This is a genomic window from Glutamicibacter uratoxydans, from assembly GCF_006539925.1.
GTDB lineage: Bacteria > Actinomycetota > Actinomycetes > Actinomycetales > Micrococcaceae > Glutamicibacter > Glutamicibacter uratoxydans.
Window position 1 is genome coordinate 139,229 of sequence record NZ_BJNY01000004.1, and the last position, 26,342, is coordinate 165,570.

Below are 26,342 nucleotides of genomic sequence, written 5' to 3' on the forward strand. Positions count from 1 at the left end.
CGGCTGGATGCACCGCCGGCAAAAACCGCCCGTTGAACTCTTTGCGAGATCAACGGGCGGTTTTTATGTGCGCCGAAACCTGGCTAGACGAACATGGTTGCCAGCAGCGAAGAGAACAGCTGTTCAGCGTCGCGTTCCAGTCCCTTTGAGGTGAAGAAGTCGCAGACGTTGATGCAGTCGCGGTGCAGGAAGTCCAAGCCCTGCACATTGCCCAACAGGTCCACGCACTGTGGCACATCGATGATGACCAGGCGCTCGCCGGCCACCAGCATGTTGTAGGCCGAGAGGTCGCCATGGGCAATGCCCAGACTCACCATGGATTCCATGGCCCCGGCCAGCTGTTCCCACAGGGAAGCAAGCCGGGGATCGTGGCGCGGAATCTGCTGCAGCCGGGGCGCCGCGGCGCGCTCGTTGTCAGGATCCGCGATGAACTCCATCAGGATTTCGGTGCCGTCGATCTGCACCGGGTAGGGGACCGGGACCCCTGCCTCGTGGCAGCGGCGCAGGTAGGTCCATTCGGCGCTGGCCCACTGCAGCGAGGAGACTTCCTTGCCGTAGGCGGAATTGTTTTTCACCGCGCGGTTATCGCGCGAGCGCCTGGCCGAACGGCCCTCGCTATAGGCCTGGGAACGGCTGAACTGCAGATGCTCGCGTCCGCGGTAGCGCTTGGCCGCCAGCAGCGTGCTGCGCTCTTCGGTGGCCCGCTCGACAAGGAAGACGTCGCCTTCCTTGCCGGTTTTCAGGATCCCCAGCTCGGTATCGATGGCGGCTGCATCCTCGATAAGCCACGACGGGTAGGGCTGAGGGCCGCGGCAGCCCTTCTCCACCGAAGGCCAGGTTGAATGCCGCTGGTTGTCGCCCAGCTCGTCGTAGTCGACTTCGTCCCAGACCGGCTTGCGGCGAAGGTTTTTGACGCTGGTTTCTTCGAGATCGAAGGTGCTGTGGTTCAGGTGGTTAGTTGTGGCGGATTCGCCGAAAGTGTAAGACACAATGAGTCCTTAAAAAGAGGGGAAGAATGCGCAAAAAGGCAACGAACAATCATCGGTACCCCTCCTTAGATAGAGTCATTGGTAAATATCAATGACTTGAACTCTACAGTATTTCTCGGCTGTGATGCAATGGATTTATGAGCGAGGCAGTGGACTACCGCAAACAGGACGAGGATCTGCATTGGGACGGCGCGGTGAATGCGCGGCACATCTGCGGGCCGTTCTATCGCATGGGCCGCCAGGAATGGCTGACCGATCGCGGCTGGGAACAGCTGCGCGAGGATGGCGTGGTAGTAGTGATCGATCTGAGAAACCTCGGCGAGGTGCACCGCCGGGACTTCGATCCGCAGATTTCAGAAGACGCTATGCGAGGGATCAGGATCGTCAATCTTCCCCTCGAGGAGCCTGGCAACCAGCGCTTTGAGGCGGTGGCAATTCCCTATATGAACCACACGAGCATGTACCGGCTGGTCTGCGAAGAATTCGGTGGGCATCTGCGAGCTGTCTTTGAGGAACTGTCCCGGGGCGAGGGAAAGAGCGTCATCCACTGTTCGGCAGGCCGCGACCGCTCCGGGCTGGTGGCCACGCTGCTGCTGGATCTTGCCGGGCGCCGGGATGAGATTCTCATGCATGACCAGCTGGCGGTGCGGGGGATCAACGAATGGCACAGGGTTTCGCCGCGCAAGCATCCCTATGAGTCCCACCGCGGCGAAGCGGAGCTGGCCCAGATGATCGCAGAACGCGCCGTGGAGCTGGAGCGGTTTATTGACTGGCTGGGCAGCGCGGAAGAGTACCTGCGCGGCGTGGGATTGCCGCTGGCCCGACTGGAGCGTTTGAAGCAGCTGGCAACAACAGAAATGGGCTGACAGCGCGGCCTGTATTTCGCTAGGCTCGTGGCATGGACGGACAGCTTGTGCATCATGGACTGAACTACGTAGAACTCACGGTCACGGATTTGGCCGCGGCGAAGGAGTTCTATGCCGCCGCCTTCGGTTGGAAATTCACCGATTACGGGCCCGAATATGCGGGGTTTACCACCCCTGGCGGCAGCGCAGAATCCGGAGGGCTGCTGCTTGCCGCGCAGCCCAAACCAGTGGGAGGCCCCTTCGTCCTGCTCTATTCGCAGGACCTTGAGGCCTCGGCTGCGGCGATTGAGGCCGCCGGGGGATGGATCAGCACACCAGCCTATGAATTTCCAGGGGGACGGCGGCTGCACTTCGTCGACCCCGCCGGCAATGAGCTGGGCGTCTGGGGGACTCACTAGGGCTTGTCGACCACCATGTTGCTGATGCGCATGGTGCAGATGCGGCGCTGCTGCTCATCGGTGATGACGACTTCGTGGCTGGTCATGCGCCGGCCGAGCCGAATCGGGGTGGCGGTAATGGTGATGACTCCTTCCCGCGCGCCGCGGTGGTGCGTCGCGTTCACATCGACGCCGACCACTGCCTTGCCAAAGGTGGACGCATATTTCACCGCGGCCCATGAGCCCACTGCCTCGCCGACGGCCAGGGAGGCGCCGCCGTGCAGCAGCCCGAAGGACTGGGTATTGCCGCGCACCGGCATGGTAGCAACGACTTTCTCCACCGATTCCTCGATGATGCGTACGCCCATTTTCCGGTCGAGCTCGCCCAGCTTGATGATCCATGGCTCGCTTGCGGCTTCGTGCTGCTCCTGATTGCTCATATCTTTGGTCCTTTGGGGTGTCGGCTATCACGCTTGGCTGTTATGGTTAACAGTAATACTGACCGACCGTTCAGGAAGGAATTGCGTCGATGACGACAGCCCAGATTGGTGTAGTACCTAGTTTCATCGCAGGACAGTGGGTTACCCCCGCCGCCGGCGGCACCGAGGTGCTTGATGCTAACACCGGTGAGCTCTTGGCCACCGTGACCAAAGAACCCCTCGATGTCGCAGGTGCCGTGGCGTACGGACGCACCACCGGCCAGCGCGAACTTGCCAAGCTTTCACTGCACGAGCGTGCCCTGAAGCTGAAGGAACTTGCACTTCATCTGAATGCGCACCGCAAGGAACTCTACGAGATCTCCTTCAAGACCGGCGCCACCAAGATCGACTCCATGGTGGACATCGACGGCGGCATCGGCGTGCTGTTCACCTTCTCGTCCAAGGGCCGCCGCGAATTGCCCAACAGCAATGTCATCCTCGACGGGCCGACCGAGCCGCTGAGCAAGGACGGGTCCTTCATCGGCACCCACATCTACACCGCGCTGACCGGCGTCGTCGCACAGGTCAACGCCTTCAACTTCCCGGTGTGGGGCATGCTTGAGAAGTTCGCCCCGGCCTTCATAGCCGGCGTGCCGACCATCGTCAAGCCAGCCACCCCGACCGGCTATCTCACCGAAGCTGTCGTGCGCCTGATGCTCGACTCCGGCCTGCTGCCGGACGGCTCGCTGCAGCTGCTTTCCGGCTCGGCCCGCGATTTGATGGACCACCTGGACTACCGCGATGTCTTCGCCTTCACCGGTTCGGCCTCCACCGCCAGCAAGCTGAAGTCCCACCCGAATGTCATCGACGGCGGCGTGCGCTTCAGTGCAGAAACCGACTCGCTGAACGCCGCCATCCTGGGCCCGGATGCTGTCGAGGGCACCCCCGAGTTCGACGCCTTCATCAAGGTTGTCGTCAACGAGATGACTGCCAAGGCAGGCCAGAAGTGCACCGCCATCCGCCGCAACATCGTGCCTGCAAGCCAGGTGGATGCCGTCATCGCAGCCATCGGCAAGCGCATCGACGAGCGCGTGGTCATCGGCGATCCCCGCGTCGAGGGCGTCACCATGGGCGCTCTGGCATCCCTGGAACAGCTGCATGACGTGCGCGCCGCGGTCGAGGACATGCTGGCTGCCGGCGGCGAGCTCGCCTACGGCCGGCTGGATGCACCTGCTGTCCGCGTGGCGCCTGAGAAGGATGCAGTGGCTGAGCAGGGCGCCTTCATGTCCCCAGTGGTGCTGCGCTGGAACGATGCCAAGAACCCGATCGTGCACTCCCGCGAAGCCTTCGGCCCGGTCAGCTCCGTGATCGGCTACGACAGCATCGAGGAAGCAGTGCAGCTGGCCGCCATGGGCTCCGGCTCGCTGGTCGCCACCGTGTGCACCAACGACCCAGGCTCAGTGCGCGCACTGAGCCTGGGCATCGCCGGCCACCACGGCCGCGTGCACATCCTGAACCGCGAAACCGCGCGTTCCACCACCGGCCACGGTTCGCCGGTGCCACACCTGGTCCACGGCGGACCAGGCCGCGCAGGCGGCGGCGAGGAGCTGGGCGGCATCCGCTCGGTCAAGCACCACATGCAGCGCACCGCCGTACAGGGTTCGCCGAACATGATTACCGCCCTGACCGGCGTGTGGCACACCGGCGCCGCCCAGCAGCTGGCAGGCGCCGAGGAGTTCGGCGGCAAGGCGGAGAACGTGCATCCGTTCCGCAAGTCGCTGGCTGAGCTGAAGATCGGCGACGGCTTCGCCTCGCCGCTGCGCGAAGTGACGCTGGAAGACATCACCGCTTTCGCCAACGAAACCGGAGATACCTTCTACGCCCACACCAACCAGAAGGCCGCCGAAGCCAACCCGTTCTTCCCGGGCATCGTAGCCCACGGCTACCTGCTGGTTTCCTGGGCTGCCGGACTGTTCGTCCAGCCAGCTCCGGGTCCGGTGCTTGCCAACTACGGCCTGGAGAACCTGCGCTTCATTACCCCTGTGGCGGCCGGCGACTCGATCCGCGTCACTTTGACCGCCAAGAAGATCACCCCGCGCGTCACCGACGAATACGGAGAGGTCGCTTGGGACGCCGTGCTGAACAACCAGAACGGCGAACTGGTCGCAACCTATGACGTGCTGACCCTGGTGGAGAAGACCGACTCCACCTATGCCAACTGGGAAGGCTAAAACCCAGCCCGAACAGCCGTAGGCTCCGCTTGGCAGCAGTGTGAACTGCTGCCAAGCGGAGCCTTTGCCGTTAGCACTAGCAATGGGGCTGCGTTGAAACAGGTGGTTGCCTGCTTCACGGCGTTCTCGATTCAGTGATGCAGCGAGGAAACCGCGGTAAGGTTCCACCATCAAGCTGCTCAATGCAGTTCCGTTTCGCGAAGTTCGAGGGGCGGCAATTCATCTGGCCGCTGGGAAAGGACGGGAGGTGTTCACTGCGATGAAAATTCCAAGAATTCGCTTGCAGGTAGATGCCATGGAGGAGCCCTTTCAAGAGAACCTGCAGGGGGACGAGCCTGAAGAGAATCTCAGGTACCCAATGGATGCTCCGTTCGGCGTTGCCAGCACCGCGTGGGCCACGATGTTCGACGTGCGGATTGGCTACCGCGCGATCTTCTTTCCCTCCCAATTCGAGAGGACTGGCGACTTGTTCTCTATAAGGATCAAGTCGCCGGGCTTTGTCGAAACGGACCCGAGATTCATCGGAAAGCAGTGCATAGAAATGGAAGAGTTCGATGAGCTGGCGGCACGGGCGGCGGTAGGCGATATCGTGGCAAGCAGCGGCCGCCTGACATTTCAGGGTGCGATGCGTGCGCTGGAGAAGTACTTCCATATCGATGACCCGTAGCCGTAGGACAAACAAAAGGCACCAGCTGTGAAGCTGGTGCCTTTGCGCGGTGTGAGGGGAAAACTACTTTTTGTTCTTCTCGTTGAGCTTGTCCAAGGCGGCCTTGGCTGCCGCCTGAAGCGCGAGTTCTTCTTCTGTCGGTTCGGTCTCAGAGGCCGCTGCAGGAAGGCCGCGCCACAGGAAGAATCCGTAGAGCGCCGCGATGGCGGTGAAGACCTGGAGGCCAAGCATGCCGAGCACGGGGTTCAAAATGAAGTAGACAACGACGTTGACGATGGCGCCGACGGCCAGCAACAGCCAGCCTGCGCGCACGCCGCGGGCGATCAGCACGAAGGAGGCAAATAGCACTGCCTCGGCAAAGTACATGACCCAGATTTCCTTGGTCGCGCTCAGGTAGGTGCCGCTGATCAAGAAGACGTTGAAGCGCAGCGCCACCAGCAGGATGACCCCGGCAATGAGGCCGACGACTGCGGTGATGGTCAGCGGGGATTTGGTGACCTTGCGGATGAACTTCCCCTTGAGCTCGAAGCGGGAGAAGCGCCACAGCCCGAAGATCGCCAGCAGCAGCAGCGGAATGCCGTAGAACAGGGCGAAGAGGTCGTACTTCATGGCGTTGATGATTGGACCGGCGAAGACCGCCATGATCAAAGCCCACCAGCCGAGGTCGTTGCGGTGCGCCAGCAGGAAGGCAGAGATCACCACGAACAGTGCGCTGACTGCATAGAGCACGATCTGGACGCCAGAATCGGTGCTCAAATTCAGCTGGAAAAGACTATCTAAAATTTGTTCCACAATGCTTCTTTAGGTCAGTTGAATATGGCTCGACGGGCGCGCAAGGCACCGATACGATGCTAGCTGTGAATCCTGTGAGGAGCACAAGTTAATTCGCCTTGACCCCGGTTCAGCCGGTGCGAGTTAGCTCACAACGCATCAATGCCCCGGCTAGGTGGCCGGGGCATTGATGGCTAGTGCTTGGGGTGCAACCCGTCGAAGAGCAACGTGATCGCGTGGTTTTCCAGCGTTACGGCGTCGATCGGACCATCGAGGCGGTACCAGTCCACGACCGAGTTGATCATTCCGAACAGCAGGCGGGCAGTGGACCGGGGCTCTAGATCCTGGCGGATCTGCCCGTCCTGCTGGGCTAGCAGCACCAGTTCGGAGAGCTGGCGGTCCATCTCGCGCCGGCGCTGCAGGGCTGTGCGCTCCAGCTCGGTGTTCCCGCGCAGCCGCAGCAGCAGGGTGACGTAGGCGCGCTTGGCGATTAGGATGCGCACGGTGGAGCGAAGGAAGAATTCCAAGCGCTCTTCTGCGCTGCCCTCGTGCTTGTTGACCTCGTCGATCATCGATTCCAGCGGAATCAGCGCCTCGTCGAGCGCCAGACGCAAGAGGTCTTCTTTGGAAGGGACGTGGTGGTAAATCGCGGACTTGCTGATCCCTAGGCGATCAGCGAGCTTACCCATTGAAGTGGCATCGTAGCCGTGCTCATTGAACGCCTCGACGGCGATCTGCAGAACGGTTTCCTGGTCGTAGCCGGGACGGCCTCGTTTGGCTGGCTGTGTCACTGTGTGGGTAGATTCCATAACTCCTCGATTATTCCACGTCCCTTTCCAATTAGTTGTTGCGCAGGTCGTAGATGCGCTTGAGCTTGCCCATGGAGCGCTCCAGGGACTCCGGCTCGACCACGTCGATCGCGCAGGAGGAGCCCACGTGGATCTTGATCAGCTTGGCAAGCTGCTTGGCGGCGTTGACGCAGTCCTCGGAGCTGGCATCCGCGCGGCGCTCCACCTTGACCGCCAGCTGGTCCATGCGGTCCGGGCGGGTGAGCACCAGCTGGAAGTGCGGCGAGAGGGCCGGCACCTTGAGGATCAGCTCCTCGATCTGGCTTGGGAACAGGTTCACGCCGCGCAGGATGATCATGTCATCGCTGCGCCCGGTGATGCGGCCCATGCGGCGGTGGCCAGGGCGGGAGGTGCCGGGCAGCAGTCGGGTTAGGTCGTGGGTGCGGTAGCGGATGATCGGCAGGGCCTGCTTGGTTAGCGAGGTGAAGACCAGTTCGCCGTGCTCGCCGTCCGGCAGCACCTTGGTCTCGTCGAAGGCGTCGAGGATCTCCGGGCGGAAGTGGTCCTCCCAGATGTGGCTGCCGTCCTTGCGATCGTTGGACTCGCCGGCCACGCCCGGGCCCATGACCTCGGACAGGCCGTAGATGTCGCAGGCGTCGATGTCGAACATCTCTTCAAGCTCGTGGCGCATTTCCTCGGTCCACGGCTCGGCACCCAGCACTGCCACCTTCAGCGAGGTGGCGCGCGGGTCAAGGCCCATGCGCTGCATGGCGTCGCCGATGGTCAGCAGGTAGGTGGGGGTGCACAGGATGGCATCCGGGGCGAAGTCCTTGATCAGCGTGATCTGCTTTTCGGTCTGGCCGCCGGACATTGGGATCACGGTGGTGCCCAGGCGCTCGGCCGCTGCGTGCGCGCCCAGGCCGCCGGTGAACAGGCCGTAGCCGTAGGCGTTGTGGACCTTCCAGCCCGGCTTGACGCCCGACAGGCGCAGGCAGCGTGCACCGAGCTTGGCCCAGTCGTCCAGGTCCTGCTGGGTGTAGCCGACCACGGTGGCGCGTCCTGTGGTGCCCGATGAAGCGTGGATGCGCACTACCTCATGCTGCGGCACAGCAAACATGCCAAAGGGGTAAGTCTTGCGCAGGTCTTCCTTCTCGGTGAACGGGAAGATCTTCAGGTCGTCCAGAACCTTCAGGTCGTTCGGGTGCACGCCGGCGTTGTCGTACTTTTCCTTGTAGTACGGCACGTTGTTGTAGGCGTGGTGGAGGGTTTCCTTCAAGCGGGTGAGCTGGATCGATTCGATCTCGTCGCGGCTCATCATTTCTTCTGGATCCAGCGGATTCGGCAGCGAATCGCGATCAGTGTTCTGGGACATGCTCGTTCTTTCGTGTGGGTGTGGCGAGTTGGTGCGGCAGCCGTGTGGCTCAGCGGCTCTGCGGCTTGGGGACGGTGCGCGAGCGTCCGCGGAATTCGGCGATGGTTTCAGCCGTGCCGTCGGGGCGTTCCTGGGTGATGGTGATGTCGTAGATGCCGCTGCGGCCCTGCTGCGAAACGCGGCGGGCGTTGGCTGTCAGCAGTCGGCCCGGGATGCCCGGCTTGAGGAAATTGATGTCCACTCCGGAAGCGACGGTGATGGTCTCATCCGAGCCCTCGGCTGGATTGCAGCTCAGGGCGAAGGCGGTGTCGGCGAAGGCGAAGATCATTCCGCCGTGGGCAATGCCGAATCCATTGAGCATTTCCTGTCTCAATGTCATGGTGATGACGGCCTTGCCGTCGGAGACTTCTACGACCTGGATCCCCATCCATTCGGAGGCGTAGTCGTTTTCGAGAATTGCGTGAGGCAGCGGCTTTTCAACCTGTGTTTCGCTCATTGAGTTCCTTCGCCGATTTATTTACCGAACGATCATTAGGTAATAACAAAATGTGAGCTAAGTCAAGTTTCGGACAGCTATCGTCTACATGATGGGCGCGAAGGAAGCAAAAAGTCTTAGGCGCCGAAAAGATCCTTGTGCAGCGCGAGGATGAAGGGCTCCTTGGTCCGGTTGTAGTCCATGACTAGGCCGTTCTCTCCATCGGAAGCAGCCAGTGCCGCGGCGGCTTCACGCTTGACTGCCGCATAGGCGGCGCGGTCGGCGGCATCGGTGCGCAGGTGGTCGCGGAAGAGCAGCATGCGCAGATATTCCGGGCTGCCCGGGTTGAAGATGTGGATGTTGGCCGGCGCCAGATTCGTTGCTTCGCCCGGCTTGAACATGCGGTGCGCGTACCAGCCAGGTTCGCGGTGCCAAAAGACCAGTCCGGCTGCGCGCAGTTGGGGAACATAGCGATCTTCGTCATCAGCATCGGGCACGATCAGGGTGACGTCGATGATCGGCTTGGCGGGCAGGCCCAAGACCGAGGTGGAGCCGGTGTGCTCTATGGCAAGAGCCGAGGCTCCCAGCGCCGCGGCGATGACTTGGCGGATGTCTGCAAAGTCCTGGCCCCAGCGTGCTTGGGGCTCAACGATCTTCACCAGACCGCGGGAGAGCGCGCCGTCGACCTCCTCATAGCGGGGGTCTTCGGTGGGCTGTTCAAGCAACAGCTGCGAGTGGGGCAGGGTGCACAGGTAGCGCTGGGTGCCCGGCCAGCGTGGATCGGCGGCCGAATCTGAAATGACGCAGCCGATGGCGCGGTAGAACTCGATGGCGTCGTCGTCGGTGGTGGCCCACACCGCCTTGCGATAGCTGGCGCGCAGCTCATTCATCAGCCGGGATGCCAGGCCCTGCTGGCGGTGCCCGGGCAGCACCGCAAGATATTCCACGCACAGCGCGTAGGCATCGCTGTGGCGGTAGGCGGCCAGGGCGATGACCTGCTCTTCCTCATCGAAGCAGACGAGGACGAGCAGGCCCGCGCAGTGGTCGAATAATCCTTGCAGGGCCGGTTCGTCCACTGGGTCGGCGGCCAGCGCCAGCAGTTCGCGCACTGCCGGATCTTCGCGGTAGTCGTTGATCTGAATGTGGCGCATGGCCGCCTTCCTAGTGGTGGTTGCTTACTTCAGTTCGCTGCAGCCCAGGGCATCGAGGATGAATGCGTAGTCCCAGGCGCGGGACTTCCACGACTCGTAGCGTCCCGAGGCACCGCCGTGGCCGCCGTCCATCTCGGTCTTCAGCACGATCGGCTCGGCGCCGGTGCCGATCTCGCGCAGCTTGGCCACCCACTTGGCAGGCTCCACGTAGAGCACGCGGGTGTCGTTCAGCGAGGTGACCGCCGCGATCTTCGGGTAGGCCTGGGCGGTGATGTTCTCATAGGGGGAATAGGAGAGCATGTAGTCGTACACCTCCTTGTCCTCGATCGGGTTGCCCCATTCCTCCCATTCCAGGGCGGAGAGCGGCAGGTCCGGATCCAGGATCGAGGTCAGCGCGTCCACGAACGGTACCTGGGCCACGATCGCCGTGTACAACTGGGGAGCCATGTTGGCGATGGCGCCCATCAGCAGGCCGCCGGCCGAGCCGCCCAGAGCTGCAATGCGCTGCGGGTCGGCGATGCCGGCGTCGACCAGGTGCCGGGTGGCGTCGATGAAGTCGGTGAAGGTGTTCTTCTTGTGCAGCTTCTTGCCCTGCAGGTACCAGTTGCGACCCAACTCGCCGCCGCCACGCACGTGGGCGATGACGAAGATGACGCCGCGGTCCAGCACGCTCAGGCGCGGGATGCCGAATCCCGGATCCATGGAGGCCTCGTAGGAGCCGTAGCCGTAGATCAGCACCGGGGCGGGCTTGGAGGCGTCCAGGTCCGCGCGGCGCATGATGGTCAGCGGGATCTTGGTGCCGTCCGCCGCGGTGGCCCAGTCGCGGGTGGAGATGTAGTTGGCGGCGTCGAAGTCGTTGACCGGGGACTGCTTGCGCAGTTCCAGCTGCAGGTCATCGAGCCACAGGTCGTAGACCCGGGCTGGGGTGAAATCTGCGGTGTAGCTGATGCGGATCAGCGGGGCCTCAAGATCCGCGAACACCGGGCTGGCGGTGAACAGCTCGTCCTCGAATTCCGGCTCGATGGCGGGGAGCTGCGCGGAGGTGCCCAGCGCGTTGAGTTCGATCAGCTGCACGCGCTCGCAGGTGTCGCGGCGCACCGAGAGCACTAGGTGCGAGCCGGTGAGCACGGTGCCCTCGATCTTCACGGTGTCCTGGTGCTCGACGATGCTCATCCAGGCGGCCGGGTCGGCGTCGGCGCCCAGCTGGTCTAGGGCTGCCAGGGACACCATGTTGTTCGGGGCATTGAAGTCGTGGGTGATCACCGCGCGGGCGTCGTCGCCCGGCATTAGGTCCAGGCCGTGCAGGATGCGCAGGCTGCGCGGGACCAGCAGCTGGATTCCGGCCTGCGGGTCCAGCAGGTCCAGCACGCTGGTTTCCGAATATTCGGAGTTGCCGCTGGAGATCATCAGCTTGGTGCGGTCGGGCGAGAGCTCGAAGCCCAGCCACATGCCTGGATCGTCTTCCTGGAAGATGACTGCGTCCTCGGCGGCGGAGCTGCCGATCTTGTGGGCGCGGATCTGGTGCGGGCGCCAGGTTTCGTCGACCACCGTATAGAACACCGTGGAGGAATCCGGAGAGAAGGCCAGGCCGTAGAACACGCCCTCGATTTTGTCTTCCAGCAGTGAGCCGGTTTCAAGGTCCTTGAGGTACAGGGTGAAGCGCTCGTCGCCGGCGTTGTCCACGCAGTAGGCCATGAGGGTGCCCTCTTCGTTCACCGCCATGCCGCCCAGTGAGAAGAAGGGCTGGCCCTCGGCCAGCGCGTTGCCGTCGAGCAGCACCTGCTCATCGGGCAGCGCCGCGGCGGCGTCGATGACCGGGGGAGTCCACCCGGTGCGCAGCTCGGCAGACTCATGGGCCTTGACGCGGCACTGCAGGGTGTAGGGCTTGCCCTCTACCGAGCGGGTGAAGTACCACCAGCCGCGCCGGCGGGTGGGCACCGACAGATCGGTCTCCACGGTGCGGGCCTTGATCTCATTGAAGATCGCATCGCGCAGCGGCTGCTGGCCGGCGGTGATTTCATCGGTGTACGCGTTCTCGGCCTGCAGGTGCTCGATGACCTTCGGGTTCTCCTTCTCGCGCAGCCATTCGTAGTTGTCGACGAAGGCGTCGCCGTGGAAGGTGCGGGTGACGGGGATTTTCGGCGCAATAGGCGCGGCTGCCGCGCGCGGTTCAGAAGTCATACTCCTATTGAATCCCAGATCAATTCGGTGCGGTACGAAGCTATGCTCAGCGCGGACAAGTCCGGGTGCCGGCGAGTGCGGGAATGTGCGAGTTGGGCGCGGTGACGCGCGGGAAAGGCCGAAAGGGTTTTTTCAGGCACCTGTTCGCCCTAGGCTTACAGGGATAGGAATCAATCCGCACCGCGGGCCACTCGCCCCAGCCTATGAGAAAGCGATTGAGATAAGTGGAAAACACAAAGACAGCGCCCCGGCCGCGCCTGCTGACCCGATGGATCGCCGCACTGGCCATCGGCATGCTGGCACTGGTCGCCGGTGCACCGGCTTCCCTGGCCCAGGGCAGCGACAGCGTCGAAGGCAAGACCTTCGTCATCGGCACCGACACCACCTTCGCGCCCTTCGAGTTCCGCCAGGACGGCGAACTGACCGGCATCGACATGGACATCCTGAACACCATTGCCGAGGAAGAGGGCTTCAAGGTCGAGGTCCGCTCCCTGGGCTTCAGCGCCGCACTGGCGGCCCTGTCCGCCAACCAGGTGGACGGCGTGATCGCCGGCATGTCCATCACCGATGAACGCAAGAAGATCTACGACTTCTCCGAGCCGTACTTCGAATCCGGCGTGCAGATGGCTGTTGCCAAGAACAACGAGGACATCAAGGGCTACGAGGACCTCAAGGGCAAGACCGTCGTCGCCAAGACCGGCTCCGAGGGCGAAACCTACGCCAAGTCGATTGCCGGCAAGTACGGATTCCAGGTCAAGTCCCTTGACCAGTCGGCCACCATGTACGAGTCGGTGAAGTCGGGCTCCGCCGTGGCGGTCTTCGACGACTACCCGGTCCTCGCCTACGGCATCGCCCAGGGCAATGGCCTGAAGACCGTGACGGACAAGGTCCCCGGCGGCTCCTACGGTTTCGCTGTGAACAAGGGTGAGAACACCGCGCTGCTGGCGGCCTTCAACGACGGCCTGGCCAAGATGAAGGCCAACGGCGAGTACCAGAAGATCCTTGACAAGTACCTTGCAGATCCCGCAGCGGCCGCGCCGAGCAACTTCTTCGACCTGGTGGCCAAGTCCTTCCCGGCGCTGATGACAGGCCTGTGGCACACCCTGGTGGTCACCGCAGCGTCCTTCGCGATCGCCATGGTGCTGGGCCTGCTCTTCGGCTTCTTCAAGATCTCCTCCAACATCGTGCTGCGCGGCATCGCCACCACGTTCATCAACATCTTCCGCGGCACCCCGCTGCTGCTGTGGGCCTTCATGTTCTACTTCGGCCTGCCGCAGCTGCTGGGCGTGGGCATCAGCGTCTGGACCGCAGGCATCCTGACCCTGTCGCTGAACGCAGGCGCCTATGTTGCTGAAATCGTGCGCGGCGGCATTCAGTCGGTGGATCCGGGCCAACTGGAGGCTTCGCGCTCGCTGGGCCTGGGCTATGGCAAGTCGATGCAGAAGGTGGTCATTCCGCAGGCATTCAAGATGATGACCCCGTCGCTGATCAACCAGCTGATCATCTCGCTGAAGGACTCCTCGCTGCTGCTGGCCATCGGCTTCACCGAACTGCTCTACCAGGGCCAGCAGATCTACGCGGCGAACTTCCGCGTCACCGAAACCCTGCTGATCGTGGGCTTCATCTACTTCATTGCCATCATGGCGCTGACCAAGCTGGCCAACTACGCTGACAAGAGGTTCAACAAGTGAGCAACGTCAAGATCCAGGTGAGCGACCTGCACAAGTCCTTCGGCTCCAACAACGTGCTCAAGGGCATCGACTTGGACATCGCCGAGGGCGAAGTGGTCTGCGTGATCGGCCCGTCGGGCTCCGGCAAGTCGACGCTGCTGCGCTGCCTGAACAAGCTGGAGGACATCACCTCCGGAAAGGTCGTGGTGGACGGATTCGACGTCACCGACCCGAAGGTGGACATTAACGAGGTGCGCCGCCATGTGGGCATGGTGTTCCAGCACTTCAACCTGTTCCCGCACATGTCCGTGGCGGAGAACATCATGCTCGCCCCAGTGGAGCTGAAGAAGATGAACCGCACCGAGGCCCGGGCCAAGGCCCTGGAGCTGCTGGAGCGTGTGGGGCTGAAGGAAAAGGCCGACGCCCGTCCCTCGTCCCTGTCCGGCGGCCAGAAGCAGCGTGTGGCCATTGCCCGCGCGCTGGCCATGGCCCCCGGCATCATGCTCTTCGACGAGGCGACCAGTGCGCTGGACCCGGAGATGGTTGGCGAGGTGCTGCAGGTCATCAAGGAGCTGGCGGACTCCGGCATGACCATGGTGCTGGTGACCCATGAAATGGGCTTTGCCCGCGAGGTGGCAGACCGGGTGGTCTTCATGGCCGACGGAGTGGTCTGCGAACAGGGCAAGCCGGAGGACCTCTTCGGCAACCCGCAGCAGGCCCGCACGCAGGACTTCTTGTCCAAGGTGCTCTAGCTGCCAAACTGCACGATGCGCCCGGCGCCGCCCCGTGGAGGGAATTCCTCCGCGGGGCGGCGTTATTTAATACAGGTGGACATGCACAGCGCAGGCACAGCAAACTATAATTGTAGCTTCAAGTTTTATGGGTAGCGTGGTGGACGAGTTGTTGCGAAGCCGCTCGTCCCCGATGAATGACCAATGGAGATTGAAATGACCAACCGAAACAACCCACTGCTGACTTCCGTTGCCCTGCTGGTGCTGCGCGTCGCGCTCGGCGGAATCCTCATCGCCCATGGCTGGCAGAAGTTCTCCGAGTACACGCTGGCCGGCACTGCCTCCTCCTTCGAGCAGATGGGCGTGCCGATGGCCGCCGTTGTGGCCCCCGTGGTCGCAGTCATCGAGCTGGCCGGCGGCATCGCCGTGGTGCTGGGCGTGCTCTCGCGCGTCTTCGCCGCACTGATCGCCCTGGATATGCTCGGCGCGCTGTTCACCGTGCACATCTCGGCCGGCGTCTTCGTCGACCAGGGAGGCTATGAGCTGGTGGCGATCCTTGCCGCGGCAGGCATCGCCATTGCGCTCGCCGGACCTGGCAAGTTCGCCGTCGACCACCTGCTCTTCGGCCGCAAGCGCGCCAGCTTGGCAGCTGCCGCCGCCTAGCGCAGGGCGCGAATCGGGCCCCGGGGGAAATTTCCCCCGGGGCCTTTGTGCGCCGTTCGGCGGGTTCGGGCGGCCGCCGGCTCTTGAAACATGGGCAAAGACAGGGTTGCATGTTGACGTGACAGATCCCACTCTGACATACTGAACGAACGGTCAGTATGTAAATAGTTTTCAGTGAGGTGAACCCATGGCCCCGACCACACCGCAGGAGCCGGGACTAAATGCCGTCCCAAGCTACGAGGAAGAGCAAGCGCAGGCTCGGTTTGATGCGTTGATTGACAAGGATTCGCGCGTGGAGCCACGCGACTGGATGCCTGCTCCATACCGCAAGACCCTGACCCGCCAGGTCTCCCAGCACGCCCACTCCGAAATCATCGGCATGCAGCCGGAAGCCAACTGGATCACCCGCGCCCCATCGCTGAAGCGCAAGTCGATTCTGATGGCCAAGGTCCAGGACGAGGCAGGCCACGGCCTGTACCTGTACTCGGCCGCCGAGACCCTGGGTACGCCGCGCGACGAGCTCAACGAGCAGCTGCTGACCGGCCGCGCCAAGTACTCGTCGATCTTCAACTACCCGGCCCGCTCCTGGGCTGACATGGGAGCCATCGGCTGGCTGGTCGACGGCGCCGCCATCGCCAACCAGGTGCCGCTGTGCCGCGCCTCCTACGGCCCCTACGGCCGTGCCATGGTGCGCATCTGCAAGGAAGAATCCTTCCACCAGCGCCAGGGCTTCGAGATCCTGCTTTCGCTGTCGCGCGGCACCGAAGCCCAGAAGAAGATGGCCCAGGACGCCGTCAACCGCTTCTACGAGCCGTCGCTGATGATGTTCGGCCCACCGGATGACCAGTCGCCGAACTCCAAGCAGTCCATGGCCTGGAACATCAAGCGCTTCTCCAACGACGAACTGCGCCAGCGCTTCGTCGGCATGATTGCCGAGCAGGTCAAGGTCCTTGGCCTGACCCTGCCGGATCCCGAGCTGCGCTTCGACGAAGAGAAGAAGCAGTGGATCCACAAGGATCTGAACTGGGACGAGTTCATGGCAGTGATCAAGGGCAACGGCCCGGTCAACGCCCAGCGCCTGGAGCGCCGCCGCGAAGCACACCGCGAAGGCGCCTGGGTCCGCGAAGCCGCCGCCGCCTACGCCGCAAAGCAAGCACAAAGTGAGGTTGCCTAACATGAGCCAGAGCAATTGGCCCCTGTGGGAAGTATTTGTCCGTTCCTCCCGCGGACTCTCCCACGTCCACGCCGGATCGCTGCACGCACCGGATGCCGAAATGGCAGTGCGCAACGCCCGTGACCTATACACCCGCCGCAACGAGGGCGTGTCCCTGTGGGTTGTAAAGTCCAGCGACATCATCAGCTCCGATCCGGATGAGAAGGACGCCTTCTTCGAATCCCCACAGGGCAAGGACTACCGCCACGCGACCTATTACAAGGCCAGCGAGGGAGTGAAGCACCTGTGAACCACGACGAACTAGATGCCACCCTGGACAGCTTCGGAGATGCGCTGGCCTCCGCCACCCGCGTCACCCCGGGCAACGCCCTGCGTCCGGAAGACATCGCAGTGGACGGCGTTGCGCCCAGCGACGAGGTTGCCGCCTACGCGCTGACCCTGGGCGACGATTCGCTGATCCTGGCCCAGCGCCTCTCGCACTGGATCTCCCGCGGCCCGGAGCTGGAAGAGGACATCGCCCTGGGCAACATTGCCCTGGACGTTTTGGGCCACGCCCGCTCATTCCTCACCTACGCAGGACTTGCCATGGGCAAGACCGAGGACGACCTGGCCTACTGGCGCGAGGAAGAGGAATTCACCTCGCTGTGGATGGTCGAGCAGCCCAACGGGCACTTCGGCGTCACCATCGTCCGCCAGCTGATCCTCTCGATCTACCAGCACCTGCTGTACTCCAAGCTGGCTGAATCCGCTGATGAAACCCTTGCCGCCATCGCAGCCAAGGCAGTGAAGGAAGTGGACTACCACCGCGACCACTCCATCATGTGGACCATCCGCCTGGGTTTGGGCACCGAAGAGTCGGCAGAGAAGATGCGCCACGCGCTGGAAATCCTGTGGCCATACGTCGATGAGATGTTCCTGGACGAAGAGATCCACCGTACGCTGCCGGAGGTGGCAGTGCTGCCATCGAGCCTGCGCGAGGACTGGGACAAGGAAATCTCTGCGGTCCTGGCAGATGCCGGACTTGAGATCCCGGCCACCGGACAGGCCATGGCCCACGGCCGCCGCGGCGAGCACTCCGAGCACCTTGGCTACATCCTCGCCGAGATGCAGGTACTCGCACGCAAGCACCCCGGTGCCACCTGGTAACCAATTAACCAATGCTTTTGCCCGATAAGGGGGAACAGTCTTGAGCAAGCTGATCGCCGACACCGAGGATTTGTTCGCCATCGCCTCGAAGGTGAGCGACCCGGAAATCCCTGTGCTGTCCATCGCGGACCTCGGCATTCTGCGCGAGGTCAACGTGGGGGAGGGGAACGCCGTGCAGGTGGTCATCACCCCCACCTACTCCGGCTGCCCGGCCATGGACGTCATTTCCGAGGACCTGTACAAGGTCTTCGGCGAGGCGGGATTCGAGCAGGTCGAAGTGAAGCTTGTGCTGACCCCCGCCTGGTCCACCGACTGGATGACAGAAGAAGGCAAAGCGAAATTGGAAGCCTACGGCATTGCCCCTCCCACAGGGAAGGGGCATGCCGGGCGCGTGACACTTGGCATGAGCGTCAAGTGTCCGCGCTGCCATTCGCTGAACACCCGCGAATTGGCCCGTTTTGGATCCACTTCCTGCAAGGCGTTGTACACCTGCAAAGACTGCCTGGAACCCTTCGACTACTTCAAGGTGCTCTCATGACCGAACAAACCACACCAACCCGTCGCCGCGCCTCCTTCCACCGACTGACCGTCTCCAATGTCCGCCGGCTGACCAAGGACTCCATCGAGGTCACCTTCGCTGTTCCAGCGGAACTGAGCGAAGAATACGACTACGTTGCAGGCCAGTACGTGGCGCTGCGCAAGGAACTGCCAAACGCCGAAGGCGAACTGGTGGAGCTGCGCCGCTCCTACTCCATCTGCGCCGCGCCGACCGGCGACGAGATCAAGGTCGCCATCAAGCGCGACCTCGGCGGCCTGTTCTCCACCTGGGCCAATGAATCGCTGGAAGCAGGTGAGCAGATCGACGTGATGAGCCCTGCCGGTGCCTTCATCTCCAAGCACCGTCTGACCGAGATCAACGATCCGTCGGCCATCGACACCACCAACCAGGACCACTTTGTTGCGGTGGCCGCTGGTTCCGGCATCACTCCGGTGATGGCCATTGCCCGCACCATCCTCGAAGCCAATGAGAACACCCGCTTCGATTTGATCTACGCGAACAAGGCGGCCATGGACGTCATGTTCCTTGAAGAACTGGCAGACCTGAAGGACCGCTACCCATCGCGTCTGGCGCTGCACCACGTGCTCAGCCGCGAGCAGCGCATTTCGCCGCTGCTTTCGGGCCGCATCGACTCCGAGAAGCTGACCACCTTGCTGAACACCGTGGTCCAGGCCCCGAGCGTCGACGAATGGTTCCTGTGCGGACCATTTGAGCTGGTGCAACTGGTGCGCGACCAGCTTTCGGGCATGGAGATTCCTGCCGAGAAGGTCCGCTTCGAGCTGTTCACCACTGGTGAGCCGAACAAGCCGCAGGGCCATATCGGCCGCCCGGTCGAGGTGTCAGAGGACGAGGAAAGCTACGAGATCAGCTTCACCCTCGACGGCCTGCAGGGCGAGGTCAAGTCGCCAGTGCGCGCCAACGAGACCGTGCTGAACGCGGCGCTGCGCGTCCGCCCGGATGTACCGTTCGCCTGCGCCGGCGGCGTCTGCGGCACCTGCCGCGCCAAGGTCACCTGCGGCTCGGTCACCATGGCTGAGAACTACGCGCTGGAACCGGACGAGGTTGAGGCAGGCTATGTGCTGACCTGCCAGTCGCACCCGACCACCGAAAAGCTCAGCGTCGACTTCGACGCCTAGGAAGGCTGACTTCATGATCGAATTGACGATTGACGACTCGATTGCCCGCGTGGTGCTCAATGCCCCGAAGAAGATGAACTCTTTGGACGAGGCAGCGCTGGCTGAGCTCTCCGAGGCCTTCGACAAGGCGGCAGCCGCCGTGGAAACCGGGGAAGTGCGCGCGCTGGTGCTCACTGGCGAAGGCCGCGGCTTCTGCGCCGGACGCGACATCTCCGGCGTCAACCCGGCAGACGATGATGTCATCGGCTACCTGGAAGGCAAGGTCCAGCCGCTGCTGGAGAAAATGTCCAGCTTCCCGGCCCCGACCTTTGCCCTCGTGCAGGGCGCCTGCTTGGGCGTGGGACTGGGCCTGGCCATCGCCACCGACGTGGTCTACGTTGCCGAGAATGCGAAGATCGGTTCGCCGTTCGCCAACCTCGGCGCAACCCTGGACTCCGGTGGACACTGGCTGTTCACCGAGCGTCTGGGGGCACACCGCACACTGGACATGATCTACACCGCCGAACTGATCTCGGGCGCCGAAGCCGTACGCTCGGGACTGTTCTCCCGCTCCTTCCCGGCTGAAGAGCTGGCAGGGCGCGGCAACGACATCATTGCCAAGGTAGCCCAGGGAGCCACCCAGGCGTTCGTAGCTTCCAAGGAACTGGTTGCAGAGATCCGCGACCAGCGCGTGGGACTGTGGGCCTCGATGCGCAACGAGAACCGTGCCCAAGCCGCCCTGTGCGACACCGCCGACTATGCGGAAGGCTTCAAGTCCTTCCAAGAGAAGCGCAAGCCGGAATTCACCGGCAAGAAGTAGTTCAAAGCCACAGTGCCCGGCAATCCGATCAGGATTGCCGGGCACTGTGGCATCTATGGAACATGAAGCTGCAGGATGATGCTCCGACGGTGATGGTCGGAGATCATGTGTTGGCTGTCTCTTTTGGCTGGCGTCTTCATGATCTGAGAGCGAGTCCGAAATATTCGAGGGCGCGCTGATGAGACGCGGCTATCAAGGTGCAAAAAAGGACCGATACAGAAACGCTTCAACTCCAAAGTCTCGTGGAATCGTGTTCGCCCCACCGGGATAGTCATTCACTATAGGCGTGATTGCGCGTGAATGGATTAACAGAATTCATGAAGGTGCGAATTGACGACCAGTCTGGCGTGAATTGCAGTTTTCCACCTGCCGAACTACGCAATATTACAATGAATTTTGTAGTCGGTTGAAAATAACATGGGTTGATCCATTAACTGTGCCGAGTTCGGAACAGCAGGTGAAATGGAGTTTATGGTTCTGATCCTGTCATGGTACCTTTTCTCCCATTGAGTGACTTAGGTCACGCGACCTGTGAGCAGCGGGCAGGGTTGTAATGAGCTGGCGTCATTTGACGTCGGTTTTTTTACTTCTCGAGCACAGGAGAACACTAGATGGCACGTCGATTGGCTATAGCGGCAATCGCCGCTCTCGCACTTACCGGATGCAGCGCAGCCCCTCAAGCCGAACAGCCACCAAGCTCACCAGCCTCAGAGCCGATCCGCGTAGCGATGCTGTTGGCCGGCAGTTCAGACGATGGCGGTTTCATGGAATCGGGATATCGCGGCTTGCAGCGCGCCGAACTGGATCTTGGGGTGAAGATCAGCCACATCGAAGGGGTGAAGCCTGAGCAGAAGCAGCTCGAAAAGGCGCTTCGAGATCTTGGGGAGACTGGTGTCGACATGATCATCGCCCATGGCGGGCAAAACTCGGCTGCTGCCGAGGTAGTGTCGGCCGAATACCCGCAAATTCAGTTTGTCGTGACTCAGTCAGGAGTTAAGGGTTCAAACTTGTCCAGTTATGAAGTACTGCAGGAAGAATCTGCGTGGCTGGCTGGGGCTGCGGCCGGTTTGTTGACCGAGAGTGACGTGGTTGGCCACATGTCCGGCATTCGACCTGTGCCTGGACTGAAAGGCAGAGCTGCTTTTGTGGACGGAGTGAAGCACACGAATCCCGGTGCAAAGGTGCTGACTAACTTTTCCGGAGACCAAGACGACGTAGCGCTGGCAAAAAAGATTGCCTTGGCTGAAATTGAAGCCGGTGCTGACAATATCTTTACCATGCTCAACGCCGGTCGGCCCGGCGTGGCTGAAGCTATGAAGGAGACGGGGAAAGCGCGGCAGTTTGGAAACGTGCGGGACTTCACCCAGGACGACCCGGAGATTTTCGTTGGATCGGCAGTTGCGGATTCAGGAGCGGCTGCGTTCTCAGCCATCGAAGATTTTGTGCAGGGCGACTACAAACCAGAACAGAGCATTCAAATCGGATTGGAAAACCCCGACGCGGTGAAGCTGACGTTGGCGCCAGATGTCCCGGAAAACGTTAAGAATGAAGTTGAAAAGCTGTCAAAGCAGATCATTGAGGACAAGATTGAAGTCAAGACGGAGTATAACGGTCCGGAATTTGAAGTCTCCTGAACGAATGTGACTGCCCAAAGCCAAAAGACGAACTGCCCTGGAGCCTATGACTTCAGGGCAGTTCGTCTTTTATGCATAAACACTTTCAGCGGGTGTCAGTGTCCTCGAAAATCAGCAGCGTCTGCGTATCAAGGACCGTTGGCAGCGACTGCAGCTCCTCGAAAACCACGCGGCGAAGATCTAAATTGTCCTTGGCACGCACTAGCAGGATGACGTCGAAGTTACCGCCGACTAGGCCGATGTGATGCACCTCGGGGATCGATGCGAGGTGGTCGCGAAGCTCGCGCCACGAGTGCTGGCGCAGCTTCAAAGTGACGTAGGCGCTGGCTTTAAGGCCTGTTTTCACCGGATCAATGACCGCGGTGTAGCGGGTGATGACTCCCGCATCCTGAAGCTTGGCAATCCTCGAATAGGCATGTGCGCGGGACACGTGGACCTTCTGCGCCACGGTAGTGACGGACTGGCGGCCGTCGCTGGTGAGTTCGGCCAAGATCGCACGGTCGACATCATCCAGTTTGAGTTCCGCTTCCGCGGCCATTGACACTCCTAAAACACGGGTCGGACGAGTCTTCGCCAAACACAAAATACTGATGCAAATCGTCTACAAGTATACGGATCTCATGCTCAACTTTCCACGATTGACGCTTTGACTGGATACAGATTGCTACTGATCCGCATAATTAGTGGCAAATGATGTTTAGGTGAAACGAGTCACGGACAATGGTGTCCTGTGCCTCCACCTGCGCCACGAAAGGTGGGAGAACATGAGCACTGACGCTACCGCAGATCGCATCTCAGAAGTCAGCCAGAAGTTCGGGATTAGCCCTGAAGATTACATGTTGCCAGCGCGCCACATGATCAACCTTCTGGATCCAGACGGCACCCTGCGTCCACAAGACCAGCAGGGCACCGAACCAGGCCACGAATACCCGTTGCCAAGCCCGGCCCGCCTTATGGAAGCCTACTCGGCTCTGGTGACCGGCCGCCGCGTCAACGACCAGAACTCGGCACTGGTTCGCCAGGGCCGCATGGCAGTGTACCCATCGAGCCACGGGCAGGAAGCCTGCCAGGTGGCGGCCGCACTGTGTCTGGAAGACGGCGACTGGCTGTTCCCTACCTACCGCGACACCGTAGCGGTTCTGACCAAGGGCGTCGCCCCAATGGAGGTCATGACCAGCTTCCGCGGCGAGTGGCACTGTGGCTACGACCCAAAGGCCTACAACTGCGCACCGATGGCCACCCCGCTCACCACCCAGCTGCTGCACGCAGTGGGCGTGGCCCACGCCGCCAAGCTGCGCGGAGAGAACACCGTAGTTGTCGCCATGTGCGGCGACGGCGCAACCTCTGAAGGCGACTTCCACGAAGCACTGAACTTCGCCGCGGTGTTCAACCTGCCGGTGATCTTCTTCGTGCAGAACAACAAGTACGCCATCTCCGTGCCGTTCTCCCAGCAGTCCGCCGCACCATCGCTGGCCCACAAGGCTGTCGGCTACGGCATGGCAGGCGAGCGCGTGGACGGCAACGACCTGATGGCACTGATGTCGGTCATGACCCGCGCCGTGCGCCTGGCCCGCGAAGGCAACGGCCCGCTGCTGATCGAAGCGCACACCTACCGCATGCAGGCCCACACCAACGCGGATGACGACAAGCGCTACCGCGAGGACGCCGAGGTCATCGAATGGAAGGCCAAGGATCCGGTGACCCGCATGCAGGCCTACCTGGACGATGCAGGACTGCTCACCGAGGAAGCAGCCGCAAAGATCACCGAGGCGGCCGAAGCAGTTGCCAAGGACCTGCGCGATGGCATGAACCAGGACGCCAACACCGATCCGCGCGAGCTCTTCGAGCACGTATTCTCCACCAAGACCCCACAGCTGGCCGAGCAGCAGGCGCTGCTGGTCGACGAACTAGACCGTGAGGAGGCCTAAGATGACTACCACTTCGCAGGTAAACCCCAACGTCTCCGACGCTACCGCCCGCGCAGCAGCACAGGCTGCAGCCAAGAACCAGCCGGTGACCTTCGGCAAGGCGCTGAACACTGCGCTGGCCGACGCCCTGACTGCTGAGAAGTCAGTTGTCATCTTCGGCGAGGATGTAGGAACCCTCGGCGGCGTCTTCCGCATCACCGACGGACTGACTGCACGCTTCGGCAACGAACGCTGCTTCGACACCCCGCTGGCAGAATCCGGCATCGTCGGCATGGCAGTGGGCATGGCGATGAACGGCATGCGCCCGGTTATCGAAATGCAGTTCGACGCCTTCGCCTACCCTGCCTTCGAGCAGATCAACTCGCATGTGGCAAAGATGCGCAACCGCACCCAGGGCCGCCTGCCGCTGCCAATGGTCATCCGCATTCCTTACGCCGGTGGCGTGGGCGGCGTGGAGCACCACTGCGACTCCTCCGAGGCCTACTACTCGCACACCCCGGGTCTGAAGGTCTTCACCCCTTCCACCGTGGCAGACGCCTACCTGATGCTGCGCGAAGCCATCGACTCTGAGGATCCGGTGATCTTCTTCGAACCGAAGAAGCTGTACTGGTCCAAGGAACAGGTTGATCTGGAAGCTCTGGCAGCCGAGTACGAGGCACGCAAGGCCGCCAAGACCGAGGGCGTTGCACGCATCGCCCGCGCCGGCAAGGACGCCACCTTGATCACCTACGGTCCGAGCGTTTCGGTGGCCATGGAAGCTGCCAAGCTGGCGGCCGAAGAAGGCATCAGCCTTGAGGTCGTGGACATCCGCACCATCGTTCCATTCGACGACGAGACCGTGAGCGCCTCGGTGCGCAAGACCGGCCGCGCGATCGTCGTGGCAGAAGCCCAGGGCTTCGCCTCGGTGGCCAGCGAAATCGTCGCCCGCGTCCAGGAGCGCTGCTTCCACTCGCTGGCGGCTCCCGTGCTGCGCGTGACCGGCTTCGACATTCCATTCCCAGCGCCAACGCTGGAAAAGTACAACCTGCCAAGCGCCGAGCGCATCTTGGACACCCTCGACCAGCTGCAGTGGGAGGCATAAAGTGGCCATCAAGACTTTCTTGCTGCCGGATCTCGGCGAAGGCCTGACCGAAGCCGAGCTGGTGCGCTGGATGATCGCCGAAGGCGACGCCGTAGCCATCGATCAGCCGATTGCCGAAGTTGAAACCGCCAAGTCGCTGGTGGAGATCCCGAGCCCCTTCGAGGGCACCGTCTCCACCCTGCACGGCGAAGCCGGCCAGATGATGTTGGTCGACGAGCCATTCTTCTCCGTCAACACCGGGGGAGAAGATGAGCCTGCTGCACCAGCCGCTGAAGCTTCCGAGGGCGCGCTGTCCTACCGTGAAGAAGAGCTCGCAGGCACCCAGGTCCCGGCCGAAGAAGAAGAGGACGAGGGTAGCGGCAATGTGCTGATTGGCTATGGCACCAGCGCCGCCAAGAAGACCAGCCGCCGTCGCCGTCCGCGTGCAGGCATCACCACCGCCGCCGCATCTTCGGAGACCAGCACCCAGGCAGTACGCGTCATCAACCCATTGGTGCGCAAGCTGGCCCGCGAGAACAACATTGACATCCACCAGGTCAAGGGAACCGGTCCTGACGGACTGGTCCTGCGCGGCGACGTCGAGGCGCTGATTGGCGCCGCCCCTGCAGCCGCAGCTGCGCCAGTCGCTGCTCCTGCGGCACCAGCTGCCGCCGCACCGGCTGCGGCTGTGGAACCAGCAGCAGTTGGCGGTGCAGACAAGCGCACCGGCCTGCCGGTGGCTTCCTCGCAGGTCCTGTCCGGCGTGCGCAAGACCATCGCCAATGCGATGAGCACCTCGCGCCGCGAGATCCCCGAGGCCACCGTATGGGTGGACGTGGACGTCACCAAGCTGCTGAAGCTGCGCACCAAGATCAAGGAAGCAGAAGGCCAGGCCCCGAGCATCATGGCCCTGATCTCCCGCTTCGCCGTGGCAGGCCTGCAGCGCTTCCCTGAGCTGAACAGCCGCATTGACGTGGAAGCCGACGGCTCGCTGCGCCACACCCTGTTCAACGGCGTGAACCTGGGCTTCGCCGCCCAGACAGACCGCGGCCTGGTAGTTCCGAACGTGCGCGACGCCCACAAGCTGAACGCCAAGGAGCTCTCTGCAGAGTTCGCCCGCCTGGCTTCCGTTGCCCGTGAAGGCAAGGCAGGGGTCACCGACCTCTCCGGCAGCACCTTCACCATCAACAACTACGGCGTGTTCAACGTGGACGGCTCCGCGGCGATCATCAACTATCCAGAGGCGGCAATCCTTGGACTGGGCCGGATCGTTGAGAAGCCATGGGTTGTCAACGGCAAGATCAAGGTCCGCTCCATCTGCGAGCTGACCCTGAGCTTCGACCACCGCGTCTGCGACGGCGGCACCGCGGCAGGCTTCCTGCGCTACGTTGCCGACGCCATGACCGATCCTAAGTCGGCCCTGGCCTCGCTCTAAGCGGACGCCACGATGCCCTCGAAACCTCCCAAAGGCTTCGAGGGCATCGTTCGTTAACCGGATATTTCCTAGTCACGTCAATTTTTCATAGACTGGGACGTAGTAGTTTGATGCTGTACG

26 protein-coding genes are annotated in these 26,342 nt (G+C 62.2%); 17 read left to right on the top strand and 9 right to left on the bottom strand.

The genetic code is table 11. From position 1 onward, the window contains the following. Positions 1-83: 83 nt before the first annotated feature. Positions 84-989: a serine protein kinase RIO gene (locus AUR04nite_RS04410; RefSeq protein WP_141362328.1), complete on the bottom strand. Its 906-nt coding sequence runs from the start codon at positions 987-989 to the stop codon at positions 84-86. A gap of 137 nt (positions 990-1,126) precedes the next feature. Between AUR04nite_RS04410 and AUR04nite_RS04415 the strand changes: the two genes are divergently transcribed. Both AUR04nite_RS04415 and AUR04nite_RS04420 read left to right on the top strand, forming a co-directional pair. Continuing rightward, complete coding sequence (locus AUR04nite_RS04415) at positions 1,127-1,855, top strand: tyrosine-protein phosphatase (protein ID WP_141362331.1); 729 nt, start codon at positions 1,127-1,129, stop codon at positions 1,853-1,855. 32 nt (positions 1,856-1,887) lie between these two features. Next, positions 1,888-2,253 (top strand): VOC family protein, encoded by a 366-nt coding sequence (locus AUR04nite_RS04420; protein WP_141362333.1) that lies wholly within the window; start codon positions 1,888-1,890, stop codon positions 2,251-2,253. Here the strand turns inward: AUR04nite_RS04420 and AUR04nite_RS04425 are convergent. After that, positions 2,250-2,672 (bottom strand): hotdog fold thioesterase, encoded by a 423-nt coding sequence (locus AUR04nite_RS04425; protein ID WP_141362335.1) that lies wholly within the window; start codon positions 2,670-2,672, stop codon positions 2,250-2,252. The two genes, AUR04nite_RS04420 and AUR04nite_RS04425, sit on opposite strands and share 4 nt — an antisense overlap. 89 nt (positions 2,673-2,761) lie before the next feature. On the opposite strand from AUR04nite_RS04425, the gene paaZ reads away from it, so the two are divergent. Both paaZ and AUR04nite_RS04435 read left to right on the top strand, forming a co-directional pair. Further along, entirely contained in the window at positions 2,762-4,882 is a 2,121-nt protein-coding gene (gene paaZ, locus AUR04nite_RS04430) for a phenylacetic acid degradation bifunctional protein PaaZ (RefSeq protein WP_141362337.1), read from the top strand. A 247-nt stretch (positions 4,883-5,129) separates the two neighbouring features. Beyond that, positions 5,130-5,549 (top strand): hypothetical protein, encoded by a 420-nt coding sequence (locus AUR04nite_RS04435; RefSeq protein WP_141362339.1) that lies wholly within the window; start codon positions 5,130-5,132, stop codon positions 5,547-5,549. Positions 5,550-5,612: 63 nt separating this feature from the next. Here AUR04nite_RS04435 and AUR04nite_RS04440 read toward each other — a convergent pair whose 3' ends face one another. The 6 genes from AUR04nite_RS04440 to AUR04nite_RS04465 form a co-directional block, all read right to left on the bottom strand. Then, on the bottom strand, positions 5,613-6,305 hold the full coding sequence (locus AUR04nite_RS04440; protein ID WP_170184084.1) for a nicotinamide mononucleotide transporter: 693 nt from the start codon (positions 6,303-6,305) through the stop codon (positions 5,613-5,615). Between the two features lie 209 nt (positions 6,306-6,514). Further along, a complete protein-coding gene (locus tag AUR04nite_RS04445) occupies positions 6,515-7,129 on the bottom strand; it encodes a TetR/AcrR family transcriptional regulator (protein WP_141362343.1) in 615 nt (204 codons plus the stop codon). A 31-nt stretch (positions 7,130-7,160) separates the two neighbouring features. Next, complete coding sequence (locus AUR04nite_RS04450) at positions 7,161-8,480, bottom strand: phenylacetate--CoA ligase family protein (RefSeq protein ID WP_141362345.1); 1,320 nt, start codon at positions 8,478-8,480, stop codon at positions 7,161-7,163. A gap of 49 nt (positions 8,481-8,529) precedes the next feature. Next, positions 8,530-8,976 (bottom strand): hydroxyphenylacetyl-CoA thioesterase PaaI, encoded by a 447-nt coding sequence (gene paaI, locus AUR04nite_RS04455; protein WP_141362347.1) that lies wholly within the window; start codon positions 8,974-8,976, stop codon positions 8,530-8,532. A gap of 116 nt (positions 8,977-9,092) precedes the next feature. Then, positions 9,093-10,106, bottom strand: coding sequence for a GNAT family N-acetyltransferase (locus AUR04nite_RS04460; RefSeq protein ID WP_141362349.1), 1,014 nt, complete (start codon positions 10,104-10,106; stop codon positions 9,093-9,095). Positions 10,107-10,130: 24 nt separating this feature from the next. Continuing rightward, complete coding sequence (locus tag AUR04nite_RS04465) at positions 10,131-12,287, bottom strand: S9 family peptidase (protein WP_141362351.1); 2,157 nt, start codon at positions 12,285-12,287, stop codon at positions 10,131-10,133. Between the two features lie 293 nt (positions 12,288-12,580). Between AUR04nite_RS04465 and AUR04nite_RS04470 the strand changes: the two genes are divergently transcribed. From AUR04nite_RS04470 to AUR04nite_RS04515, 10 genes are all read left to right on the top strand, one after another. Beyond that, positions 12,581-13,978, top strand: coding sequence for an amino acid ABC transporter substrate-binding protein/permease (locus AUR04nite_RS04470; protein WP_141362457.1), 1,398 nt, complete (start codon positions 12,581-12,583; stop codon positions 13,976-13,978). Next, positions 13,975-14,709 carry an amino acid ABC transporter ATP-binding protein gene (locus AUR04nite_RS04475; RefSeq protein ID WP_141362353.1) on the top strand — a complete coding sequence of 245 codons (735 nt, stop codon included), beginning with the start codon at positions 13,975-13,977 and terminating at the stop codon, positions 14,707-14,709. The genes AUR04nite_RS04470 and AUR04nite_RS04475 overlap by 4 nt, the downstream gene beginning before the upstream one ends. A 195-nt stretch (positions 14,710-14,904) precedes the next feature. Then, on the top strand, positions 14,905-15,351 hold the full coding sequence (locus tag AUR04nite_RS04480; protein ID WP_141362355.1) for a DoxX family protein: 447 nt from the start codon (positions 14,905-14,907) through the stop codon (positions 15,349-15,351). Between the two features lie 187 nt (positions 15,352-15,538). Beyond that, positions 15,539-16,525: a 1,2-phenylacetyl-CoA epoxidase subunit PaaA gene (gene paaA / locus AUR04nite_RS04485; protein ID WP_141362357.1), complete on the top strand. Its 987-nt coding sequence runs from the start codon at positions 15,539-15,541 to the stop codon at positions 16,523-16,525. Position 16,526: 1 nt separating this feature from the next. Next, the gene (gene paaB, locus AUR04nite_RS04490) at positions 16,527-16,814 is read left to right on the top strand and encodes a 1,2-phenylacetyl-CoA epoxidase subunit PaaB (protein WP_141362359.1); all 288 of its coding nucleotides are present in this window, start codon (positions 16,527-16,529) and stop codon (positions 16,812-16,814) included. Next, complete coding sequence (paaC, locus tag AUR04nite_RS04495) at positions 16,811-17,671, top strand: 1,2-phenylacetyl-CoA epoxidase subunit PaaC (protein WP_141362361.1); 861 nt, start codon at positions 16,811-16,813, stop codon at positions 17,669-17,671. Before paaB ends, paaC begins: the two co-directional genes overlap by 4 nt. Before the next feature lie 40 nt (positions 17,672-17,711). Then, positions 17,712-18,209 (top strand): 1,2-phenylacetyl-CoA epoxidase subunit PaaD, encoded by a 498-nt coding sequence (gene paaD / locus AUR04nite_RS04500; RefSeq protein WP_141362363.1) that lies wholly within the window; start codon positions 17,712-17,714, stop codon positions 18,207-18,209. Next, positions 18,206-19,366, top strand: a complete 1,161-nt coding sequence (paaE, locus tag AUR04nite_RS04505) for a 1,2-phenylacetyl-CoA epoxidase subunit PaaE (RefSeq protein WP_141362365.1) — start codon at positions 18,206-18,208, stop codon at positions 19,364-19,366. The genes paaD and paaE overlap by 4 nt, the downstream gene beginning before the upstream one ends. A 13-nt stretch (positions 19,367-19,379) precedes the next feature. Next, the gene (locus AUR04nite_RS04510) at positions 19,380-20,165 is read left to right on the top strand and encodes an enoyl-CoA hydratase/isomerase family protein (RefSeq protein WP_141362367.1); all 786 of its coding nucleotides are present in this window, start codon (positions 19,380-19,382) and stop codon (positions 20,163-20,165) included. 611 nt (positions 20,166-20,776) lie between these two features. Continuing rightward, positions 20,777-21,799, top strand: a complete 1,023-nt coding sequence (locus tag AUR04nite_RS04515) for a BMP family protein (RefSeq protein WP_141362369.1) — start codon at positions 20,777-20,779, stop codon at positions 21,797-21,799. Between the two features lie 85 nt (positions 21,800-21,884). Here AUR04nite_RS04515 and AUR04nite_RS04520 read toward each other — a convergent pair whose 3' ends face one another. Next, on the bottom strand, positions 21,885-22,337 hold the full coding sequence (locus AUR04nite_RS04520) for an Lrp/AsnC family transcriptional regulator (RefSeq protein WP_141362371.1): 453 nt from the start codon (positions 22,335-22,337) through the stop codon (positions 21,885-21,887). Positions 22,338-22,563: 226 nt separating this feature from the next. Between AUR04nite_RS04520 and pdhA the strand changes: the two genes are divergently transcribed. The 3 genes from pdhA to AUR04nite_RS04535 are packed head-to-tail and all read left to right on the top strand — an operon-like array spanning position 22,564 to position 26,222. Further along, a complete protein-coding gene (gene pdhA / locus AUR04nite_RS04525; RefSeq protein ID WP_141362372.1) occupies positions 22,564-23,727 on the top strand; it encodes a pyruvate dehydrogenase (acetyl-transferring) E1 component subunit alpha in 1,164 nt (387 codons plus the stop codon). A gap of 1 nt (position 23,728) precedes the next feature. Beyond that, entirely contained in the window at positions 23,729-24,808 is a 1,080-nt protein-coding gene (locus AUR04nite_RS04530; protein ID WP_141362375.1) for an alpha-ketoacid dehydrogenase subunit beta, read from the top strand. 1 nt (position 24,809) lies between these two features. Then, complete coding sequence (locus AUR04nite_RS04535) at positions 24,810-26,222, top strand: dihydrolipoamide acetyltransferase family protein (RefSeq protein WP_141362377.1); 1,413 nt, start codon at positions 24,810-24,812, stop codon at positions 26,220-26,222. Positions 26,223-26,342 lie beyond the last annotated feature (120 nt).

Coding starts and splice junctions, on each gene's coding strand:
- AUR04nite_RS04415 (WP_141362331.1), top strand. CDS start 1,127: ATGAGCGAGGCAGTGGACTACCGCAAACAGGACGAGGATCTGCATTGG.
- AUR04nite_RS04420 (WP_141362333.1), top strand. CDS start 1,888: ATGGACGGACAGCTTGTGCATCATGGACTGAACTACGTAGAACTCACG.
- AUR04nite_RS04425 (WP_141362335.1), bottom strand. CDS start 2,672: ATGAGCAATCAGGAGCAGCACGAAGCCGCAAGCGAGCCATGGATCATC.
- paaZ (WP_141362337.1), top strand. CDS start 2,762: ATGACGACAGCCCAGATTGGTGTAGTACCTAGTTTCATCGCAGGACAG.
- AUR04nite_RS04445 (WP_141362343.1), bottom strand. CDS start 7,129: ATGGAATCTACCCACACAGTGACACAGCCAGCCAAACGAGGCCGTCCC.
- AUR04nite_RS04450 (WP_141362345.1), bottom strand. CDS start 8,480: ATGTCCCAGAACACTGATCGCGATTCGCTGCCGAATCCGCTGGATCCA.
- paaI (WP_141362347.1), bottom strand. CDS start 8,976: ATGAGCGAAACACAGGTTGAAAAGCCGCTGCCTCACGCAATTCTCGAA.
- AUR04nite_RS04460 (WP_141362349.1), bottom strand. CDS start 10,106: ATGCGCCACATTCAGATCAACGACTACCGCGAAGATCCGGCAGTGCGC.
- AUR04nite_RS04465 (WP_141362351.1), bottom strand. CDS start 12,287: ATGACTTCTGAACCGCGCGCGGCAGCCGCGCCTATTGCGCCGAAAATC.
- AUR04nite_RS04470 (WP_141362457.1), top strand. CDS start 12,581: ATGCTGGCACTGGTCGCCGGTGCACCGGCTTCCCTGGCCCAGGGCAGC.
- AUR04nite_RS04480 (WP_141362355.1), top strand. CDS start 14,905: ATGACCAACCGAAACAACCCACTGCTGACTTCCGTTGCCCTGCTGGTG.
- paaA (WP_141362357.1), top strand. CDS start 15,539: ATGGCCCCGACCACACCGCAGGAGCCGGGACTAAATGCCGTCCCAAGC.
- paaB (WP_141362359.1), top strand. CDS start 16,527: ATGAGCCAGAGCAATTGGCCCCTGTGGGAAGTATTTGTCCGTTCCTCC.
- paaE (WP_141362365.1), top strand. CDS start 18,206: ATGACCGAACAAACCACACCAACCCGTCGCCGCGCCTCCTTCCACCGA.
- AUR04nite_RS04510 (WP_141362367.1), top strand. CDS start 19,380: ATGATCGAATTGACGATTGACGACTCGATTGCCCGCGTGGTGCTCAAT.
- AUR04nite_RS04515 (WP_141362369.1), top strand. CDS start 20,777: ATGGCACGTCGATTGGCTATAGCGGCAATCGCCGCTCTCGCACTTACC.
- AUR04nite_RS04520 (WP_141362371.1), bottom strand. CDS start 22,337: ATGGCCGCGGAAGCGGAACTCAAACTGGATGATGTCGACCGTGCGATC.
- pdhA (WP_141362372.1), top strand. CDS start 22,564: ATGAGCACTGACGCTACCGCAGATCGCATCTCAGAAGTCAGCCAGAAG.
- AUR04nite_RS04530 (WP_141362375.1), top strand. CDS start 23,729: ATGACTACCACTTCGCAGGTAAACCCCAACGTCTCCGACGCTACCGCC.